The following is a 19,928-nucleotide window of genomic DNA, read 5'->3' as shown; positions in this document are numbered from 1 at the left end:
GGACTCCCTCAACGAAGCTTTGCACCAAGATGGGGCTTCCAGTGACTGGAAGGTCAAGACCCGCCCGAATTCCGGCGCAGATGGCCGCGTATTGCCGCCCAGATCAGCGGTGCGCCGGTGAGAAGGCCGAGCCCAAGCACGGCCCAGGTCATGCGCCCGATCTCCGCGCTGGCGACCTCGCTGCCGAAATGCGCCAGAAGAAAGCTCGCCGGAATGATCCCCGCCAGCGTCGCCAGGCTGAAGCGCCAGAAATGCAGGCAACTCAGCCCCGCGGCATAGCTCACGAGGTCGAACGACACGAAGGGCATGAGCCGGCTTGCGAACACGGTCAGCGACAGCGCGTTCTGCGAGCCGAGAAGCCCGATATCGACCTTGTCACCAAGCCACCTGAGCAGCACGTCGCGCCCGAGGAACCGGGCGAGGCCGAAGGCGATCATCGCCCCCAGTTCGGCCCCGATGACGATATAGGCCGTGCCGACGACATGGCCATAGGCCGCGCCGGCCGCGAGCGCGATCGGCGCGCTCGGGATCGGGGTCGCGACGATGGCCACGGTCATGAGCCCGACGATCACCACCGGGCCGAGAAGGCCGGCATTCTCCACCAGGGCCTCGATCCGGTCCCGCGACAGGGCGGACTTGAGATCGGCCGGAAGGTCCCAGCCGAAGACGGCAAGCAGGACGAATCCAAGGATCGCGACGGCCGCAACGGCACGCCAAAGATCGCGCCCCTTGGCGCGGCCTTCCGGCGGCGGCTGCGGGTGTGGTTCCCGCGTCATGGCGTCATCCGATCTGCATGAGGCTATCGCGCCGCACATCTTCCGCCGCCCGCGCCACTGGCGCAAGCATGGTCAGGCGGCCTCGATCGCCTCCTTCAACATCTCGCGCACCTGGCCGGCGAGGCCCTTGAGCCGGGCGTTGTCGATCGCCGCCATCGAGGCGACGGGGTCGATGGCGCTGATCTCGACGCCGCCTTCGACCTGCCGCAGGATGACGTTGCACGGCAGCATCGCGCCGACCCGGGGCTCGATCTCCAGCGCCTTGTGGGCCATCTGCGGGTTGCAGGCGCCGAGGATCCGGTAGGGCTCCATCTCGGCGTCGAGCTTCTTCTTCATCGTGGCCTTCACGTCGATCTCGGTCAGGACGCCGAAGCCCCTGTCGCCGAGCGCCGCCCGGACCCGCCGGTCAACCTCGTCGAAATCGGCACCGGGGATCATCCGATCGTGCGTATAGGTCATGTCCGCCTCCGCTCATCCCTTGCTGACATACTTCACCAGCGCGAGAATCGCGAGGATGACCAGAACCGCGATCAAGAGCATCCACAGCCCGCCAAATCCAAATCCCATCATTGCTCGTCTCCAGGTCAGAAGTTTCCCGTTTGCCGGCCCGGGGCGGGCAAACGGGGTCTGGTCAGTTGTTATCCATCATCGGCATCTGGCCACCATTCGTCCCGGGTTCGGTCGGTCGCTGATCGGCCGGGCCGCCGAACATGCGGCCGCGCAACTCGAGCATGGCCTCCATGCGGTCGGCCGGTACCGCCATTTCCTCCTTGGTGACACGGCCGTCGCCGTCGTTGTCGAGCGACTGGAAGCGGTCGACCATGGCGTCCCGGATCAGCGCGCCATGGAGCGCCTCGAACTCGGCAAGCGAGAGCGCGCCGTCGCCGTCCGCGTCGAATTCGGCATGGCGTGCCTCGAGCCCGGCGCGCAGCTCCTCCGGGGTCACGTTGGCGTCGCCGTCGGCGTCGAACGCTTCCATCATCGGCCCCACACCGCCCATCATGCCGTCCGGCATGAAGCCGCCCTGCGGGCCGATGCCGCCCATCATGCCGCCGCCCATCATCTGGCCGTGCATGCGCATCATCATCCGCATCATGTCGTCCGAGCCGCCGAACTGGCCGCCCATCATGCCGGGTCCACCCATCATGCCTTGGCCACCCATCATTCCGGGGCCGCCCATCATGCCGTAGCCGCCCTGCTGGTTCATCATGCCCGGACCTGCGCCCTGGCCGTGCCAAGGATCGGCATAGGCGGCCGCGGCGACGACGGCTGCGGCGACAAGCCCGATGGCGAAAAGCGATTTGCGTGTCATGAACATCACCTCATGTTCGTCGTTGCGATACCCGCAATATGGACCCGCCACCACGCACCGCCATGCCCGACGAAAGCCGATTTGTCGCAATCTGTCGCAAGCCGGTCGGCGGTTACGGACTGCGACAATTTTCCGGGGAAAAAGCGGGCCAAGGTCGCATACATTTCAAGCATGAATGACACGCCCCACATCCTGATCGTCGACGATCACCGCGATATCCGCGACGCCGTCAGCCGCTATCTGGAGCGCAACGGCATGCGCGCCACCGCCGCGCGGGACGCGGCCGAGATGGATGCGACACTCGCGACGGGGAAGTTCGACCTCATCGTGCTCGACGTGATGATGCCCGGCGAGGACGGGCTGTCGGTCTGCCGGCGCCTGTCGGCCGAGGGCAAGGTGCCGATCCTGATGCTGACCGCGCTCGGCGAGGATACCGACCGCATCGTCGGTCTTGAGATCGGCGCTGACGACTATCTGCCGAAGCCCTTCAATCCGCGAGAGCTGCTGGCACGGATCAAGGCGATCCTGCGCCGCGCCGAGCGGACCGAGCCCTATGGCGGGGCGCTGTCGGGCCGCCGCGTCGCCTTTGCGAACTGGGTATTCGATCCGGACCGCAAGGTCCTTGTGGCCGAAGACGGCAGCGAGACGGAACTGACCACGGCGGAGTTCAGGCTTCTGACCGTTCTATTGGAGCGGCCGCGCGTCATTCTCAGCCGCGATCAGCTTCTCGACCTGACGGCGGGACGCGCCGCGCAAGCCTTCGACCGCGCGATCGACAATCAGGTCAGCCGGCTCAGGCGCAAGATCGAAGCGGACCCGACCCGCCCGAAGATCATCACGACGGTGCGCGGCGGCGGCTATTCGCTGGCGACCGACGTGACGGTGCTTGGCTGATGCCGGGGTTCCCCGACAGCATTCGCGGCCAGCTCGTGCTGCTGATCGTCGCCGCGCTGGCGGTCGCGCAGGCGATCAGCCTGTGGCTCTTTGTCGATGAGCGCAGCCTCGCGGTCCGGGCGGCGCTCGGCTCCGAGGCCGCGGCGCGGGCGGCCAATGTCGCGCGCCTGATCGAGGAGGCGCCCGAGCCGCTGCACGAGGCCATCCTGCGCGCGGCGGATTCGCCGCTGGTCCGGTTCGGCATCGCCGGCCGCCCGGAGGTCGATCACCGCGACCATCGCGGCACCGGCGCGGTGGAGGCGCGCATCCGCGCGCTGCTGGGCGATCGCGAACGCGACATCCGGGTCGAGCTGCACGAGGTCGTCGGCAGTGTCATGCCGTTGCCGCACATGTCCTCGGACATGGCCCAGATGCATCTGGCCATGATGGAGGGGCAACTCGCCGCGATCGAGATGCGGCTCTCGATCGCGCTGTCCGACGGACGGTGGCTGAACGTCGCCACGCGGTTCCAGAGGCCGCCCCTGCAATGGGCCTGGGCCTCCGCCCTCAGTTTCGGCCTGACGGCGGCGTTGCTGCTGATCGCCGCGTTCTGGTTCATCTTGACCCGGATCACCCGGCCGCTCAAGCACCTGTCACGCGCGGCCGACCGGCTTGGCCGTGGCGAGGCAACCGCCGCGATCGAACCCGCCGGCCCGTCGGAGATCCGCGACCTGGCATGCGCCTTCAACCGGATGCAGGAGCGGCTTTCGCGCTTCATCGGCGATCGCACGCGCCTGATCGCGGCGCTGAGCCACGACCTGCGCTCGCCGCTGACCGCGATGCGCGTCCGGGCCGAGATGATCGACGACGCCGAAAGCCGTGAGAAGCTGGTCGTATCGATCGAGGAGATGCAGGAGATGGTCGATGGGACGCTGGCCTTCGCCCGCGGCATGGCAACGTCGGAACCGACCGAACGGGCCGACATCGCCGCCTTCCTCGCGACCCTGCGCGACGACATGGCGGCCGGGTTCGGCATCGAGGCCGAACCCGGCCTGATCGCCCGCATCCGGCCCAAGTCGATGCGCCGCGCGCTGCGCAACGTCATCGAGAACGGGTTGCGCTATGGCGGCGAGGTGGAGGTTGCCGTGAAGCGGACTGGCGAGATGATCGAGCTTTGCGTCCGTGATCGTGGCCCGGGCATCCCGGAGGCTGAGCAGGAGCGCGTCTTCGAACCCTTCTACCGGATCGAAAAGTCGCGCTCGCGCGATACCGGCGGCGCGGGGCTGGGCCTGGCCATCGCGCGGACCATCATCCATGGACATGGTGGGTCCATCGAGCTCGCGAATCGGACCGGCGGCGGTCTCGAAGTCCGCATCCGTCTGCCAGCCGACACTGGCTGACGGAAACGTGAACCGGCGCTGACCAGCCCTATGCGCTGAACTGCAAGGATATTGTGATAGCCTGGCGTCGGAGGAAGCGGGAAGGACGGACGACGATGCAGAGGCGCATGTTTCTAGGCGCGGCAGCGGCTTGGGCTGGCGGCGCGACAATCGGGCGGGCACATAGCGCGGCGACGCCTTACATTCTGCCGCCCGAGCACCTGCCCCGCGTAGTACCGATCCGCGCCACGTTCGTGCCGTTCGAGATTCATGTCCTGCCCAGCCAGTTCGCGCTCTACTGGACGCTCCCGGATGCGAAGGCGATCCGCTACACGGTCGGCATTGGCCGGCCTGGCCTTTGCGAAGCGGACGAATTCTACATCGGCGCCAAGAAGGAATGGCCGAGCTGGACGCCGACCCCTCAGATGATCGAGCGCGAGCCGGAACGCTATGCGCAATTCGCCGACGGCGTGGCGGGCGGGATCGACAATCCGCTCGGCGCCCGCGCGCTCTATCTGTTCCAGCCGGGCCGCGGCGACACCATGCTGCGCATTCACGGCACTAACGATCCGACGACCATCGGCCGCGCCGTGTCGAACGGCTGCGCCCGTCTCGTCAACGACCAGATCACGGAGCTTTACGAACGCGTGCCGCTTGGTACACGGGTCATCCTCTATTCCCAGGCCTGATTCACGGCCCACACCGGCGCGACCTCGGTTCGGGCGGGCTCGTCCGTCTGCGACAAAGCTCACGGTTTTGTTGGGCGCGAGGGGTTGACCTTCCAGTGCAGGAAGGCGGTTCTAAAGGCATCGAACGCGTGTGAAATTTCGCGAATGAGGAGGCAGGCAATGGCGAGGGACCATGAAAAGTTCCTGAATCGACGTGACGTCCTTGGCGCGGCGGGCGCGGCGGCGCTGACCCTCGCAGCGCCCGGTCGGCTTCATGCGGACGACTTGACGGAAGAACCGGACGGCGTGCGCCGCAACCTGTCGGCCTTCCGGTTGCATGACTGGCGCGACCATTTCGACGCCTTGGGCAAAGGCATCCTGCTTTCCGACACCAATACGCGGGTACTGCAACACTGGACCGCCGACGGCGAGATGCGGGTCTACCCGACCTCGGTTCCGCTTACCGACGAGTTGACCCGGCGCGGGTCCGCCGCTCGTGCACAAGATCTACGAGCCCAGCCACCACGGGGACGCGGCCTTCCTCGTGGCCGTGAGGAACGGCGTAAGGCAGCATCACTGGGATTTCGGCAACATGCTGCCGGTCGAGGGGCTGACTGACGGCGACGTGAAATACATCGTCCGCTATGTCCGCGAATTGCAGTTCGAGAACGGGATACGGTGATGGTGTCGCAGGCACGCAGATCGCTGACGTCTCTACTTTGCCTGCTCGTCGCCTGCACCGCCTTTTCCCTCTCGGTGATCGGCGGGCCGGTTGGCGCATCTGTCGTTTCCCCGCATGCCGAAGCGGACCCCCACGCGCATCCCACGGCCAACTCCCCGGGCGTCGCAGACTCCTTGCCGGACGGCGGCGCGCATTGCGACCCGGGACCGGATTGCGGTCCGCAGGCACTCGCCTTGCAGGTATCGTCGGGCGTTGCGGGACATGCGGGCTGGGCGCGGCTGGGCCGGGTCTTCGGCATCGCGATACGGGAGACGTTCCTGACTTTCGAGCCGCCTCCGCCGCGCCGCTCTCGGATCTGAGCAACGAGAGACAGGAAAACAGCAGACAGGACCTATCAATGAAGACCACAATCACGAAATGCGCCGTGCTCACTCTGGCGGCATCGCTTGCCCTTGCGGCACCGGTCTTCGCCGGCGGCACGCATGGCGATGGACACGGCCATGGCAGCAGCCACATGACCATGATCGGAGCACCGGGCGCGCCGGGCGATGTCGACCGGGAAATCCGGGTCAAGCTCGGAGAGATGTTCTTCTCGCCATCGAGCATAGAGGTGGAGCGAGGCGAAACCATCCGCTTCATCGTCACCAATACCGGTGAATTCGTGCACGAATTCAACATCGCGACCGCCGAGATGCACCGCGAGCATCACGAAGAGATGATGAAGATGATGGAAACCGGGGCGTTGGAGGCCGATCGCATCAACCACGCGATGATGATGGCGGGCCACATGGCGCATGACGATCCCAACAGCGTTCTGCTCGAACCCGGGAAGGCGGCCGAGGTGATCTGGACCTTCGCGGGAGACGCACGGATCGAGGTGTCCTGCAACGTGCCGGGCCATCGCGAAAGCGGCATGATCGCACCGATCCGCATCGAGGGCCGATCATCGTAAGCTGCCATCGGAGCACGGGGTTTTCCCGTGCTCCGACCCATGCCCGCACTCCGCAATGCGCGGGGCGCGGCGGACCGATCCCGAGGCAATGAATGAGTGAACGCAGCGCCATGATGACAGCCGTTGTCGCAGCGGTCATGGTTCTTGCCGTTCTGCTCGCTGCTGCGCCGATTGTGCGCGGGCAGAGCGGTTTTCGCCCGGCGGATGTCGCCGAAGGCGAACGGCTCTACGCCGATTTCTGCGCCTCCTGTCATGGCGCCGATCTTGAGGGCCAGCCCGACTGGCGCTCAGTCGATGCCGACGGCCGGCTGCCCGCGCCACCGCATGACAAAACCGGCCATACCTGGCACCACGGCGACGGGCTTCTGTTCGCCTATACCAAGCTCGGCGGCAAGGCGGTGATGGAAGCGCAAGGCCTGGACTTCGACAGCGGCATGCCGGCCTTCGCCGACGAACTCACCGATCAGGAAATCCGGAACGTCCTCGCCTTCATCAAGTCGACCTGGCCCGAACGGCAGCGCGAGTTGCAGGCGGTCCGGACCGAGGCCGAACGGCTGCGCGAACAGGCCGGCCAGTAAAGCCGGGCCCGTCTCAGCGGGCGGCGGCGAGCGGCGTCGCCTTGTATCCGGCCTCGCGCATCGCCATGACCAGGCCGTCCGGATCGAGCGCGCTCAACACTCCGACGATCCGTGCGTTCAGGTCGCAGTCGACCTTGGCCAAGGGATCGACGCTGCGGATCGCTTTTTCGATCGCGGCGCGGCAATGGCCGCAGCTCATGTCGGGGACGTCGAATCGTGTCATCACTCGCTCCTTGCCTTCGCCCGGTGAGTGGCGGGTTCCAGCACGGGAAGGTCAAGCTGGAACGAACCCGCGCCGGCACCTTGTTTTCGCGCCTTGACCTTCCAGCGGGTGGAAGGCTTATCTTGGGTCGCATCCTTTCCCTCCAAGCCAGACAAGACGGGGCAAGCATGAATATCGGCGATGTCGCACGCGCTTCGGGGCTGCCCGCGAAGACCATCCGCTACTACGAGGATATCGGCCTCGTCCAACCCCTGCGCAGCACCAACGGCTACCGCGCCTTTCGGCCAAGCGACCTGCACAAGCTCGCCTTCCTCGGCCGGGCGCGGTCGCTGGGTTTCACGATCGAGGATTGCCGCAATCTGCTCAGGCTCTACGAGGATACCGAAAGGGCCAGCGCCGATGTGAAACAGATCGCCGAAGAGCATCTCGACCGCATCGACCAAAAGCGCTCTGAGCTTGCCGAGATGCGGAACACGCTCGCGCATCTGATCAAGGGATGCGCCGGGGATGACCGCCCGGACTGCCCGATCCTCGCCGACCTCGCCGCGTCCGAGGACCAACCCGCGGCGATCGAGCGCCGCAGCGGCGGCTGACCGCTGATGCTGACGATATGTTGAACGCCTTGGCGCACGGCGCCTCAACTATTCGCTTGCGCGACTCCTTGTTCCGACATAATCGGCGGAAATGATGACCGCAATCGCCCATCAGCTCCGGCGCGTCTTCATCGCGCTCCTGATCGCTGTGACGGCCGCCGGCAGCGCGTCGGCCGGGGCCCGCGCGATGTCTGCGGACTGCGTGACAGTCGCCGATCTCCACGCGGCCCACATGGAAGCCGCGCAGGATCAGGGAACCGGCGCAGACGGCGAAACCGGGCCGGTCGAGTTGAACCATACCTGTCTGCATTGCAGCCCTCACGGCTGTGCAGCCGTCCTGACGGTTGCCTCCGGTTCTCAGACAAAGACGAACCTCTGGCCGGCGAACACCGCTTCGGTTTCCGAACAGGTCGTGATCGGGCAGCGGCCAGGCACGCTGCAACGGCCACCAAAAGCCTGATCCTGCTCGACCTCGACCGTGCGCCCGGCGCTTCGGCGCGCATTTGACCGGCAGTATCAGGACCTCACATGAAACGCATCGCAATCGCGGCCATCGCGCCGCTTCTCGTCACCGCCTGCGCGGCCCCCAGCCCGCAAGGCGGCACGACCCGGCTGGACGGACTCTTCCAACCCGCCAATCCCGCGCTCGGCATCCGCGCCCAAAGCCCCGCCGGTTTCCCGGCCTACGAGACCCGCTTTCCCGCCACGCCCGGCCTCTGGCAGGGCACCGACAGCGCCCCGGCGCCAACGCATGAGGGCCACTGATGCGCGTCCATTCCAAGCGAATTCTCTGTCTCGGTGGCGTGCTCGTCCTGTCCGCCTGTGCGACCCCGCCGGGCCTGAACGGCGTATCCGAAGGGCGGGCGGGCTTCGATACTGTCGCCAGCACGACGCGCGCGGCGACCGGAAAGGACACCGTCTGGCTCCAGAACGCGGGTGAGATCGCCGCGAACGCCAAGCGTGTCCACGGGCTGACCCATGGCAAGACGATCAGTGCCGACACGGCGGTGCAGGTGGCGCTTCTGAACAACCGGGGCCTGCAGGCCGCCTATGCCGATCTCGGCCTGTCGGCGGCTGATGTCTGGCAACAGACATTGCTGCCCAATCCGACCGTCTCGGTCGGTGTGCTCGGCATCGGCGCCGAAGGGCTCGGCGGCTATCGCAGCATCGAGGCGACGGTGGCCAACAACCTCCTCGCGCTCGCCACACGCGACCGTCGGCTGGACGTCGCCGAGACCCGCTTCCGCCAGGCGCAACTCCGCGCGGCCGAGGAAACCTTGCGGGTCGCGGCCGAGACCCGCCGCGCCTGGATCGAGGCGGTGGCGGGTTTCGAGGCGGCGGCCCTCGTGCGCGAGGCGCGCGACACTGCCGATGCGGCCTCGGAACTCGCCGCGCGGCTCGGCGATACCGGCTTTCTCAACAAGTCCGACCAGGCGCGGGAACACGCGCTTTACGCCGAACTGACGGGTCAACTGGCGCAGGCTCGGCTCGATGCCGAGTTGAAGAAGGAGGCGCTGACACGGCAACTCGGCCTCTGGGGCAGCGAAGTCGACTATTTCGTTCCCGACGCCCTGCCGGGGCTGCCGAACGCCCCGCGCGCCCATCCCCGGATCGAGGAGGATGCGCTGCGCGCTCGCGTCGATCTGGCGGTCGCCCGGCTGGAACTCGAGGCGCTTGCGAAGTCGGGGAAGCTGACCTCCGCCACCCGCTCACTCACCGATCTCGAGATCATCGCCGGCGTCGAAAGCGAACGCGAACTGGAAGGCGGCGTGCGCGAGACCGAGACGACGCCGCAAGTCGAGGTGGAGTTCGACATTCCCGTCTTCGACAGTGGCAAGGCGCGGCTCCGCAAGGCCGAGCTTGCCTATATGCGGTCGGCCAACGAGCTTGCCGAACGCGCGGTCAATGTGCGCTCCGAGGCACGGTCGGCCTATCGCGCCTACACCGCGACCCACCAGATCGCTCGGCACTATCGTGACGCGGTCCTGCCGCTCCGCCAGGTGATCGAGGAGGAATCGCTTCTCAGCTACAGCGGCATGATCACCACGACCTTCGAGCTTCTGGCCGATATCCGGGCGCGGCTGAACAGCGGCCTTGGCGAGGCCGCGGCGCGGCGGGATTTCTGGCTGGCCGAGGCGGACCTTCAGGCAACCATCCATGGCGGCGGCGGAGCGCCTTCGGCCGGCGGTACCCTCACTGTCGCCGGCGATGCCGACGCCGGTCACTAAAGAACAGGAGAACAGGATGAACAGACGTCAACTCCTCGGCGCCGGCGCGGCGCTCGTCTCGACCGCCGCCTGGGGCCAGACCTCGAACACGGCCCTGCCCGAAGCGGCCCTCGCCGGAGGCGCGGGCACGCAGGTGCCGCCCAGACCATCCGCCGGGCCAGACTACAATCCGGTCGTGACGCTGAACGGCTGGTCGCTGCCCTTCCGCATGAATGGCAACGTCAAGGAATTCCACCTTGTCGCCGAGCCCGTCGAACGCGAACTGGCCCCCGGCATGATCGCCCGGCTCTGGGGCTATAACGGCCAGTCGATCGGCCCGACCATCGAGGCGGTGGAAGGCGACCGGGTGCGGATCTTCGTCACCAACCGCCTGCCCGAACACACGACCGTCCACTGGCACGGGATGATCCTGCCCTCGGGCATGGACGGTGTCGGCGGGCTCAGCCATCCCGGCATCCCGCCCGGCAAGACCTATGTCTACGAGTTCGACCTGATCAAGTCCGGCACGTTCATGTATCACCCCCATGCCGACGAGATGGTGCAGATGGCGATGGGGATGATGGGGCTCTTCATCGTCCATCCGAAGGATCCCGCCTTCATGCCCGTAGACCGGGATTTCGCGTTTCTTCTGAACTCCTTCGACATCAATCCCGGCGCCTATGTGCCGCGGGTGATGACGATGACCGACTTCAACCTCTGGTGCTGGAACAGCCGGGTCTTTCCGGGGATCGACCCGCTCGTCGTGCGCAAGGGCGACCGGGTGCGCGTGCGGGTCGGCAACCTCACGATGACCAACCACCCGATCCACATGCACGGCTACGATTTCGAGGTCACCGGCACCGATGGCGGCTGGGTGCCGCAATCGGCGCGCTGGCCCGAAGTCTCGATCGACATTCCCGTGGGTGGGATGCGGGCCTACGAATTCGACGCCGTTCATGAGGGCGACTGGGCGATCCACTGCCACAAGTCGCACCACACGATGAACGCGATGGGCCACGACGTGCCGACCTTCATCGGCGCCGACAAGAGCCGGCTCGCTCAGATGATCGGCCGCCAGAGGCCGGGCTACATGCCGATGGGCACCGCCGGCATGGCCGATATGGGCATGATGCACATGCCGCTGCCGGAGAACACGCTGCCGATGATGAACGGCCGTGGCCCGCACGGCCCCTTGGAGATGGGCGGCATGTTCTCGGTCGTGAAGGTGCGCGAAGGCATCGGCGCGGACGACTACGCCGATCCGGGCTGGTACGAAAACCCGCCGGGCACGCAGGCCTACGAGTGGACCGGTGAAGTGCCGGAGCCGATCCGCAGCGGCAGCGCCGCGACCCAGATCACGGAGCGCAAGTCGTGAAGCCGTGCGCCTGAGCGCCACGAAACGGGCGCCGCCGGGGCAGCCTCGGCGGCGCGCAACGCCCGCGATTGGTTCGAACGGCCTGGAAGGCTCTCCATCTGCGCAATCGGGGCTAGCAGCGATCTCGCCACCATCTTGGCGGAAGAGCGGCACCAACGCGCCGAACGTCTTCGCGCTGCTCGCTCGTCAGGCTTCGCCCTGCTTGGCGTTGGCTGAAGCTCGACTTGATTGCTCTTTATGTCCGCTACTTTGGACGGCACCATGCGATTTCGCACTTGCGGAGAAGGTCCGCTTTCCCTGAAGACCCTTCGGTTCGTGCCGGCCGCCGCCTAACTGTCAGGCGAATGTCTGCTTCTTCTGACGGCATCGGCTGCTTTCGCTCCCGCGGCGAAGGTCAGCTATCCCTGAAGCTCCGCCCGCTGCTTCGCAGGTGCGGCGAATTCACACTTCCCGCCGACGCGCCGGATTGTCGGGTGTCGGTCAGTTCCACGGCTGAATGTCCGCTCCCGCTATCAGCCGGTGACGCGCTCGCACCCGCAGCGAAGGTCTGCTTCCCTGAAGGTCTGAGCATTGCCGCGCGGTCGCAGCAGAGATGATCCTCGATGCATCTGAACTGCCGCTTTTGCGATGCCCAACGGGGAGGTCACGCCTGCGGCGAAAGCCCGGAACCCACCGATTCTGATTTCTAATCTGTCAATGGGCGTATTCCGAGCTTCCTTCTTTTTGCGCCTTAGGTTGCCTGTGTTCTCATCGAACGCGGCGGTTCATGATGGGGTTCGCTGGGTGTTTGTTGGCAAGGTGGAATCCGCTATCACGCCGGCGGATCTCGCGGCTGCAACATAACCCGTGTCGTTGCTCACGCCTTCCCTCGAACACGTCCCGGATGGGAGCTCTGGTGTAGGAATCCTCGCGCTTGCTGTCGCGACCGCCTCTACGCCCTCACCTGACGAAAGGTTCATGATCGCCCGAGTGAACCGTCGTTCGCGAGTGCCGGCCGTGCATCGCTACTCAGACCTCTGACGAAGCCCTTCTTTTAACTGTATCTTCAATGCCATCAGAAAAAACGTGATCTGCCCGATCAGGCATATTACAACCCGCCTACGCCAATCCTGGTGGCGGCATAATCGAGCGGAAAATCCACTTACGAAACGGCTCGAAACTGTTCAAACCAACCGAGCCACCTCTTTAGTGCGGGAGGATCAGGACGACGGCCCGGAATTCGTCGCCCAAGCGGTTCGGGACTGGATCGCTGCCGTCGGTGCTAAGACAACCTACATTGAGCCAGGATCACCTTGGCAGAACGGCTACTGCGAGAGCGTCAACGCCCGGTTCCGCAATGAGTTGCTCAACGGCGAGATCTTCTACAGCCTCAGAGAGGCGAAAATCCTGATCGAACGATGGAGGCGGCACTACAACACGAAGCGACCGCCCAGTGCTCTGGGCTTCCGCCCGCCGGCCCCGGAAACCATCGTCCCGATGGACGACAGACCAGTCATGCACTAACACTCAAACCGGACCACTCAAGTGGGGCTGGTCACTCTGACAATACCCTTCTGGCTTGTGTCGCTTGTTCGCCAGTCCTGGTCCTCCGTTTTAAACATAGCGGTCGACCAATTCAGATGGGGAGGCTTAGAATCCGCAGACCGGGCGGTCGTACTTACTACTTGAGGCGGGGGGTGCCGGATGGCAGGTTGCCAGCAACGAACCGTAGAGGAAAGAGCAAGAAATGCGGGAACGAAACGTCGCTGTCTTTTTAGTTCTGCTGATCACGGCCGGGTGCTCGGTGCAGACGACGGACGCCGGAGGTGGCGCCGTCAACGTGTCCGAAGCCGTCGTCGCCCTTGCCGGGCCCGGCCAGGATCTCGCGTCGGCGCGGCTAATGCCGGAGGACGGCTGCTACTGGTATGAGCACCGGGGGCCGGTGGAAACGACCCTGTTGCCACTTCGCACAGCCGGCGGAAATCCAATCTGTTCCGCTCGCGATTCATAGCTCCGGCACGAAGCAGTCCAATTTTCTTCCCACTTCAGGGGCTGCCGGCTCAACTCTGCGCGGTCACGCTATCCTCGGCGGAATAGAGAAACGCCGTCGAACCGATTGCGACCTTCGGATAGAGGCCGTTGATATGGGCCATGACCATCCGGACGCAGCCCGAACTTGCCCGGCTTCCGATCGAACGCGGATACGGCGTCCCATGGATTCTCAGGTAGGTGTCGCGGTTTCCCACGAAGAGATAGAGCGCACGCGACCCGAGCGCATTCCGCGGCCCGGGCTCCATGCCATCCTCATACTGTGCGTAGGTTTCCGGCTCGCGCTCGATCATGCTTTGCGTCGGCGTCCAGTGCGGCCACTCGACCTTGCGTTTGATCGTGTAGACGCCGGGTTCGTAAAGGCCGCCCCGTCCGATGGCCACGCCGTAGCGCATCGCCGTTCCGCCTTCCTCGATATGGTAGAGGTACCTCGCGACTGCATCGACGTGGATGTCGCCCGGGATGAGGCCGTCGTTCGCGATCACCCGCTGCGGCAGAAACCGAGGGTGAAGTCCCCACGGATTGGACGCAGCCGGATCGTAGCCGGGCGGGGTCACCTCGGAATCCCATGCCGCTTTCTGCGCATCGGTGACCCGCGTCCCGGCCTGCAGGGGGCCGGATAACGACGCTGAAAGCAGCGCAGTGGTCGTCTGGATGAAATGGCGTCTTGTCAGCATCTTTTCTGTTCCTGTGATCGTCTTACTATTGTCACCGCGCATTCCCGTTACGCACTGTTACTCGTCCGGAAGTTCGAGGCTCCAAAGATAAACCCGCTTGTACCAATCGTTACCGTGGTCGGTTAACGCCTACAGTAACCAGAAGTTCAATAAAAACTTGCGTGACCGGGCAAACTAGGTTCTCACCTCTTAGCCGATACGGCAGTGTCAAAGGAACTGGCTTGAGCGGGGCAGGGCGGTTTCGTGGCCTGCGTCCATGACGAAACGCTCCCCTTTTCGCTACTTCAAGACGTCGCCCGATATCATCCGCCCGGCAGTAATGATGTATGTCCGGTTCCCGCTGTCGCTTCGCAATGTTGAGGACCTTCTGCACGAACGAGGTATCGACATTTGCCACGAGTCGGTCCGGTATTGGTGGCACAGGTTCGGCCGGGATGTTCGCCTCCGAGATCCGCAGGCGGCGCGTCAAGAGGATGCGTTCGAGCCGCTGGCGCTGGCATCTCGACGAGGTAATCGTGAAGATCAATTGCGAACGGCACTATCTGTGGCGGGCCGTCGATCACGAAGGCGAAGTGCTCGAGAGCTTCCTGACGAAGACGCGGGACAAGAAAGCGGCATTGAAATTCTTGAAGAAATCACTGAAGCGACACGGCGCAGCCGATGAACTCGCGACTGAGCGCCTTCGCTCTTATGGCGCCGCACTTGGCGAACTCGGCATCCGCGACCGCCGGCAGACCGGCCGGTGGATGAACAATCGCGGGGAGACTTCGCATCAGCCGTTCCAACGACGAGATCGGACGATGCTCCGCTTCCGGCGAATGCGAATGTTACAGAGGTTCGCCTCCGTCTCGAACGACTTCAACCAGGGACGCAGCCTTTCCAGCAGATCCCTCTTCAAGGCCAACCGCGCCGCTGCTCTCGCCGCGTGGCGCGGCCTCTGCGCGGAATAAGGGGCAGCGCTACTGTCCAAGCTGAGACGGGTTCGAATTTGTCTGGCAGCACCCTGTCGCCCGTTAGTTTCGAATTCAGGCAACAGAAACTGAACGAGGCAGGTGTCTAGGAAACCAGGGGCATCTCAAATATCGTGATTAATGGCGCGTTCAACGCGGCACGCATCAATAGGCAACTTTATTGTGATTTGTTCTCGTGTGGCCAACATTCACCAGCTTGTTGCCATCTTTCGGGCACATTTTTCTGTCGAGTTTGTCGGACAGTTGATGGCCTTCGGGCCGCGCCTTTCTGTCGCCATGCACTCAGGGAACAGAATTGGACAATACGTCGAACATAGGCGTTCACGGTCATCTCGACCCGTTCGGAGACGAGCTATCGCCCGGAACCGAATTGTGTGGCGGGCAATACACGATCGAATCCTATCTGAATTCCGGCGGATTCGGGATCACATACCTTGCGCGTGACAGCCTCGGCAGGAAAATCGTCATCAAGGAGTGCTTCCCCGGAGCGATATGCTGCCGTACCAGGCAAATGGTGCGGCTTCGCTCGAAAGGGGGTGAGCAGGAATTCGACAAGATCCTCGAGCTCTTCGAAAAGGAAGCCCGCGCGCTCTCGGAACTGCAGCATCCCTATATCGTCGGCGTCCACCAGATATTCAAAGACAACGGCACCGCCTACATGGCGCTCGACTTCATCGAAGGGAGCGATCTGCTCCACGTGATCGAGACGGAGCCGGGCCGGCTGGGTCCCGGAGAGATCAAGCGACTGCTGATAAAGGTGCTCGATGCCGTCACCTACATGCACGAACACGACATACTTCACCGTGACATCTCGCCCGACAACATCCTGCTCGACAACGACAATTCGCCTGTCCTGATCGATTTCGGAGCGGCGCGGGAAAGCGCGACGCGCGTGAGCCGGGTTCTCTCGAAAGTTCTGACCGTCAAGGACGGCTACTCGCCGCAGGAATTCTACCTTGCCGGGAGCGAACAGGCCTATTCCAGCGATCTCTACGCGCTGGCGGCGACTTTCTACCACTTGGTGTCGGGCGAGGCGCCGCCCAGCAGCCAGGTACGGCTGGCAGCGGCGGCGAAAAAGCTGAAGGACCCGCTGGAACCGCTGACGACTGAAACGATCAAGCAGTACGACCGCTTTTTCCTTGAGGCCATCAACCGTTGCCTCAGCATATTCCCGGCCGAGAGGCTCCAGAATGCGAGGGAATGGCGTGACCTGATCGATACCGAACGGCGCAAGCGTCGGCTGCTCGAACAGGCCCGCAACGACCGCGACATGGAGGCGCGCGTAGCGCAGCTCGTGCAGGGTTCGGAGCGCCAGACCCAGTCGGAACCGCCTGCCGCGCAACCTGCGGTGCCGCCCAAGAACACTGCGTCGCGGCCGGAGCCGAGCGGGGCGACCGATCAGGTTGCCGCCGCCGCCAAACGCAAGAGCGCGCCGTCCAAAAAATCTGCGTTTCGACGAGTCCTCCCTAAGCAGGAAAGCCACGGGCACATGCCCGCTTCGTCAATGTGGAAAGTTGTTCCGGTCGACGACCCGGCCGACGACCCTGAAATCAAGGCGACCAAGATCCCGGAACCGCCAAACACGAAATTCGGCCGGTTCTTCGCAGATTCTTATCTTTTCCGCATCTTCGGGGCCGCCCGCGGCCCAATGTCCAAAGAGGTGAACAGGTGAAGTACCTGAAAGACGTCATCGTGCGAAAGCGGCCGCTGCCGTTGTCGGCAGATCGAGATGATGCCGATGAACAGGAGCGGGTTTCCGATTTTTTCGATCTGGATGCCGTGCGGGCGAGGCTCCAGGAGCCCGAAGGCGCCCGAGAGCAGCCGCCTACGAAGCGCGCCGATTCTCCGCGTGAGGAGGCGGCCGACCCAAGCGGCGCGACCGCCGGTTCCGCCCCGAAAAAGCAGATCTGGGACATAGAAGAAGGCGAGCGGGAAGACGATGCGGTCCGGCCACCGGAACGGGCGTCACGTCGCGCACCTGCCGCTGAGTCTGTGGATGAAACGCCGGTCGCGCGTGGCCGGACCGGGCGGGATCGCGACGCCGGAGTCGATCCTACACGCACCGCCGCAACCCGAGTGAAGACGCGGATCATCGGATTTCACACCGGCGGCGTGGAAAACGATGTGTTCGCCGCGGAGCGGGCGGCGCCCTCTGCCAAGGGACAGTTTCCCGCCGGCTGGCTCGTGGTTGTCGACGGCCCGGGACGGGGCGCGTCGTTCACGATCGGCGCGGGTGTCTCGACTATCGGCCGCGGCACCGACCAGACGGTCTGTCTCGATTTCGGCGACACCAGCGTCTCGCGCGAGAACCATGCCTCGATCGCCTACGATGACGAACAGAACCGGTTCTTTGTCGGCCATGGTGGCAAGTCGAACATCGTTCGCCGGAACGGGAACCCGGTGTTGGCGACCGAGGACCTCGCCGATGCCGACCTGATCCGGATCGGCAAGACGACGCTTCGTTTCGTAGCGCTGTGCGGACCGGATTTCACCTGGGGCGCGACGGAAGACAGGCAGGAAAGTGATGCCCCGGAAAGTTGAGATTGCCATCGACGCAGCCTCTGCGCTGTGCCAAGGCGCGCGGTCGCGCCAGGAGGATGCGCTCGCGACATCGTTTGCACAGGGTGCCGAGATCGGCTTTGCCGTGCTGTCGGACGGCATGGGCGGACATGCCGCCGGGGACGTGGCGAGCCGGATCATCGTCGCCGAGGTCTTCGCCGAGCTGATCCTGCGCATTGGCGATCCCGATTTGGCCGAAGCCGACATACCTGAGCTGCTTTGCAGCGCGACAAACGTCGCCAACCGCCGCATCCGCGCGCGTATCGACGCGGAACCCGAGACCGCCGGCATGGGCGGCACGGTGATCGTGGTGGTGGTGCTCGAGGACCGTCTCTATTGGCTGTCGGTCGGGGATTCGCCGCTCTATCTGTTTCGGGACGGCCGGCTGAGGCGCCTCAACGACGACCATTCGCTGGCGCCGCAGATCGACCTGATGGTCCGGGAGGGTCTAATCGACCCGGAAATGGGTCGCAACCACCCGCAGCGGAATTGCCTGACCTCCGCCCTGATCGGCCAGGCGATCGGCGCGATAGATTGCCCGGCGCAGCCGTTCCTGTTGCGGGATTGCGATCTGGTGCTGGCCGCCAGTGACGGGCTTCAGTACCTGCCCGACGACGGGATCGAGGCGGTGCTCGCGCGCGCGATGGGCGACCATAGTGCGTCGATTGCCAACGCCCTGATTGCGGGCGTCACGGCGCGCGGCGACCCGGAGCAGGACAACATCTCGGTGGTCGTGCTGAAGGCTTCCGACACAGCGGCAGAACAGCGTTTGGCGCCCGGCTTGTCGCCAAGGACGATATTGCGCGCACTGACAGGCGCGATTGCACCGGCGCGATACCTCGGGACGAGGAACTGACATCGTGGCATCGCTCGCGCCCCGCACCCGGAAGACATTGGAAGAGCTCGAGGCCCTGATGGGCTCGGCCGCGATCCCCCCGCGTGTGGCTCGCAGTTGCGAGCACCTCGTCGAAAGATTGCGCCGCCCGATCCGGGTGGGACTGATCGGTTTCGAAACCGGGCTGCGCAAGCGCCTGCTGAGCGCTCTTCTCGGAACCGAAGTGCTGCCGGAACGGATGGCTTGGCCCACCATCGAGATCGGCTTCGCAGAGAAGCCGCACACCAAGGCAACGCTCGCTGATGCGAGCACACTATCCGCAGACGGAATGCCGCGGTCCGACCTCCTTGATCGCGACGCGGTTTTTCTAGAGGTCGGCGCACCGATCGATGCACTTCGGCGCGTGACGCTTCTCCACCTTGCGGCCAGCGAGGATGCCGAAGAGCAGTCAGCAGCTCTGTGCTGGGCCGCGCGCCGGATCGATTTCGCGCTCTGGTGCACCCGTGACTTCTCGCCCCCCGAGGCCCGGATCTGGAGTGCGGCCGCGCCCGAGCTGAAAAACCATGCCTATCTCGTCGCTTTCGCATCGGAACCGGATGACCACGGACTGCGCGGCCGGACACCGCCTGGTTTCGAGCGGGTGATGTTCCTTCCAACCGGGAATGCCATGCGCTGCGGTGCCAAAGATCTGCAGGTCGGCGCAAACAGGCTGTTCGAGCAACTCGCCTCCGATATCGACGATGCCCTTGGAGAGGACCTCGATGCGGCGCGAGTACTGCTGTTCCGGTGCGGACGCAGGGTTGGCGCTTCGGAACCGGAACCGGCAGCCCTAGAAACCCCGCGCCCGTCCCCCGCGGAGGAGGATGCGCTGGATATCCCGGAAACGGCCGAATTGGTCGATCTTCTTTCCGAGCCGCTCATCTTTCTCAAGCGCCAGGCGCGCGACCTGTTCGAGGCGCTGGAATGGCACGACGCGGTCTCCGCCGACTGGGCGGGCGAGGTGCTTGAACGCTGCCGTGAAGTGACGGACGGTCTTCGCGACCGCGCCGCGGAATGGCCGGAAGACGTAGGACCGGTGTCGGCGCTCCGGGGACTCGTCGATGATGCGTCCGACATGGCGACGTTGCTCCAGATTGAGGGCGGCGCCGAGCAGGCAGAGGACGCCGCAGCGCTTCTGCTTCAAATCCGTTCCGCCTTCGAGGCAAGCCTGGCACGGACCGCAACGCCTGTGAACTGAGGA

At 64.8% G+C, this 19,928-nt stretch carries 20 protein-coding genes and 3 pseudogenes; 18 read left to right on the top strand and 5 right to left on the bottom strand.

Annotation, left to right across the window (positions count from 1 at the left end; all coding sequences use genetic code 11):
• Positions 1-53: 53 nt before the first annotated feature.
• The 3 genes from DEA8626_RS08835 to DEA8626_RS08825 form a co-directional block, all read right to left on the bottom strand.
• Positions 54-776 (bottom strand): TVP38/TMEM64 family protein, encoded by a 723-nt coding sequence (locus tag DEA8626_RS08835; protein ID WP_108852613.1) that lies wholly within the window; start codon positions 774-776, stop codon positions 54-56.
• A 72-nt stretch (positions 777-848) separates the two neighbouring features.
• Entirely contained in the window at positions 849-1,235 is a 387-nt protein-coding gene (locus DEA8626_RS08830; RefSeq protein WP_108852612.1) for a DUF302 domain-containing protein, read from the bottom strand.
• Between the two features lie 172 nt (positions 1,236-1,407).
• A complete protein-coding gene (locus DEA8626_RS08825) occupies positions 1,408-2,088 on the bottom strand; it encodes an EF-hand domain-containing protein (protein WP_181366393.1) in 681 nt (226 codons plus the stop codon).
• 171 nt (positions 2,089-2,259) lie between these two features.
• Here DEA8626_RS08825 and DEA8626_RS08820 point away from each other — a divergent pair, with 171 nt between their 5' ends.
• From DEA8626_RS08820 to DEA8626_RS08785, 7 genes and pseudogenes are all read left to right on the top strand, one after another.
• A complete protein-coding gene (locus DEA8626_RS08820; protein ID WP_108852611.1) occupies positions 2,260-2,982 on the top strand; it encodes a response regulator in 723 nt (240 codons plus the stop codon).
• A complete protein-coding gene (locus tag DEA8626_RS08815) occupies positions 2,982-4,361 on the top strand; it encodes an ATP-binding protein (RefSeq protein ID WP_108852610.1) in 1,380 nt (459 codons plus the stop codon). Before DEA8626_RS08820 ends, DEA8626_RS08815 begins: the two co-directional genes overlap by 1 nt.
• A 95-nt stretch (positions 4,362-4,456) precedes the next feature.
• On the top strand, positions 4,457-5,029 hold the full coding sequence (locus tag DEA8626_RS08810) for a L,D-transpeptidase (RefSeq protein ID WP_108852609.1): 573 nt from the start codon (positions 4,457-4,459) through the stop codon (positions 5,027-5,029).
• A gap of 457 nt (positions 5,030-5,486) precedes the next feature.
• Positions 5,487-5,690 (top strand): annotated as a pseudogene (locus tag DEA8626_RS08800) (c-type cytochrome); the annotation flags it as partial.
• The gene (locus DEA8626_RS08795) at positions 5,690-6,049 is read left to right on the top strand and encodes a hypothetical protein (RefSeq protein ID WP_108852608.1); all 360 of its coding nucleotides are present in this window, start codon (positions 5,690-5,692) and stop codon (positions 6,047-6,049) included. The pseudogene DEA8626_RS08800 and the gene DEA8626_RS08795, both read left to right, overlap by 1 nt.
• 38 nt (positions 6,050-6,087) lie before the next feature.
• Positions 6,088-6,642: a cupredoxin domain-containing protein gene (locus tag DEA8626_RS08790; RefSeq protein ID WP_108852607.1), complete on the top strand. Its 555-nt coding sequence runs from the start codon at positions 6,088-6,090 to the stop codon at positions 6,640-6,642.
• 92 nt (positions 6,643-6,734) lie between these two features.
• Entirely contained in the window at positions 6,735-7,220 is a 486-nt protein-coding gene (locus DEA8626_RS08785) for a c-type cytochrome (RefSeq protein ID WP_108852606.1), read from the top strand.
• Positions 7,221-7,233: 13 nt separating this feature from the next.
• On the opposite strand, the gene DEA8626_RS08780 is transcribed toward DEA8626_RS08785, so the two are convergent.
• Positions 7,234-7,443 (bottom strand): heavy-metal-associated domain-containing protein, encoded by a 210-nt coding sequence (locus tag DEA8626_RS08780; RefSeq protein ID WP_108852605.1) that lies wholly within the window; start codon positions 7,441-7,443, stop codon positions 7,234-7,236.
• A gap of 167 nt (positions 7,444-7,610) precedes the next feature.
• Between DEA8626_RS08780 and cueR the strand changes: the two genes are divergently transcribed.
• The 6 genes and pseudogenes from cueR to DEA8626_RS08750 form a co-directional block, all read left to right on the top strand.
• On the top strand, positions 7,611-8,036 hold the full coding sequence (gene cueR / locus DEA8626_RS08775; RefSeq protein ID WP_108852604.1) for a Cu(I)-responsive transcriptional regulator: 426 nt from the start codon (positions 7,611-7,613) through the stop codon (positions 8,034-8,036).
• Positions 8,037-8,130: 94 nt separating this feature from the next.
• Positions 8,131-8,496: a hypothetical protein gene (locus DEA8626_RS08770; protein ID WP_108852603.1), complete on the top strand. Its 366-nt coding sequence runs from the start codon at positions 8,131-8,133 to the stop codon at positions 8,494-8,496.
• 68 nt (positions 8,497-8,564) lie between these two features.
• A complete protein-coding gene (locus DEA8626_RS08765; RefSeq protein WP_108852602.1) occupies positions 8,565-8,801 on the top strand; it encodes a hypothetical protein in 237 nt (78 codons plus the stop codon).
• Positions 8,801-10,264: a TolC family protein gene (locus DEA8626_RS08760; protein WP_108852601.1), complete on the top strand. Its 1,464-nt coding sequence runs from the start codon at positions 8,801-8,803 to the stop codon at positions 10,262-10,264. Before DEA8626_RS08765 ends, DEA8626_RS08760 begins: the two co-directional genes overlap by 1 nt.
• Before the next feature lie 16 nt (positions 10,265-10,280).
• Positions 10,281-11,618, top strand: coding sequence for a multicopper oxidase family protein (locus DEA8626_RS08755; protein WP_108853388.1), 1,338 nt, complete (start codon positions 10,281-10,283; stop codon positions 11,616-11,618).
• Between the two features lie 1,203 nt (positions 11,619-12,821).
• A pseudogene (locus DEA8626_RS08750) lies at positions 12,822-13,121 on the top strand (integrase core domain-containing protein); the annotation flags it as partial.
• Between the two features lie 536 nt (positions 13,122-13,657).
• On the opposite strand, the gene DEA8626_RS08740 reads toward DEA8626_RS08750, so the two are convergent.
• Positions 13,658-14,323 (bottom strand): L,D-transpeptidase, encoded by a 666-nt coding sequence (locus DEA8626_RS08740; protein WP_108852599.1) that lies wholly within the window; start codon positions 14,321-14,323, stop codon positions 13,658-13,660.
• Positions 14,324-14,579: 256 nt separating this feature from the next.
• On the opposite strand from DEA8626_RS08740, the pseudogene DEA8626_RS08735 reads away from it, so the two are divergent.
• The 5 genes and pseudogenes from DEA8626_RS08735 to DEA8626_RS08715 all read left to right on the top strand — a co-directional run bounded on the left by DEA8626_RS08735 (position 14,580) and on the right by DEA8626_RS08715 (position 19,925).
• Positions 14,580-15,273, top strand: a pseudogene (locus DEA8626_RS08735) (IS6 family transposase).
• A gap of 316 nt (positions 15,274-15,589) precedes the next feature.
• Positions 15,590-16,966 carry a serine/threonine protein kinase gene (locus DEA8626_RS08730; RefSeq protein ID WP_245890806.1) on the top strand — a complete coding sequence of 459 codons (1,377 nt, stop codon included), beginning with the start codon at positions 15,590-15,592 and terminating at the stop codon, positions 16,964-16,966.
• Positions 16,963-17,835, top strand: coding sequence for an FHA domain-containing protein (locus tag DEA8626_RS08725; RefSeq protein WP_245890805.1), 873 nt, complete (start codon positions 16,963-16,965; stop codon positions 17,833-17,835). The genes DEA8626_RS08730 and DEA8626_RS08725 overlap by 4 nt, the downstream gene beginning before the upstream one ends.
• On the top strand, positions 17,819-18,709 hold the full coding sequence (locus DEA8626_RS08720) for a PP2C family protein-serine/threonine phosphatase (protein ID WP_108852598.1): 891 nt from the start codon (positions 17,819-17,821) through the stop codon (positions 18,707-18,709). The genes DEA8626_RS08725 and DEA8626_RS08720 overlap by 17 nt, the downstream gene beginning before the upstream one ends.
• A 4-nt stretch (positions 18,710-18,713) precedes the next feature.
• On the top strand, positions 18,714-19,925 hold the full coding sequence (locus DEA8626_RS08715; protein ID WP_146188851.1) for a hypothetical protein: 1,212 nt from the start codon (positions 18,714-18,716) through the stop codon (positions 19,923-19,925).
• The last annotated feature ends 3 nt before the right edge of the window (positions 19,926-19,928 follow it).

Origin of the sequence: Defluviimonas aquaemixtae (assembly GCF_900302475.1) — a bacterium.
Classification (GTDB): domain Bacteria; phylum Pseudomonadota; class Alphaproteobacteria; order Rhodobacterales; family Rhodobacteraceae; genus Albidovulum; species Albidovulum aquaemixtae.
Note: the sequence above shows the minus strand (reverse complement) of the source record. Positions and strands in the feature narration are given on the sequence as shown.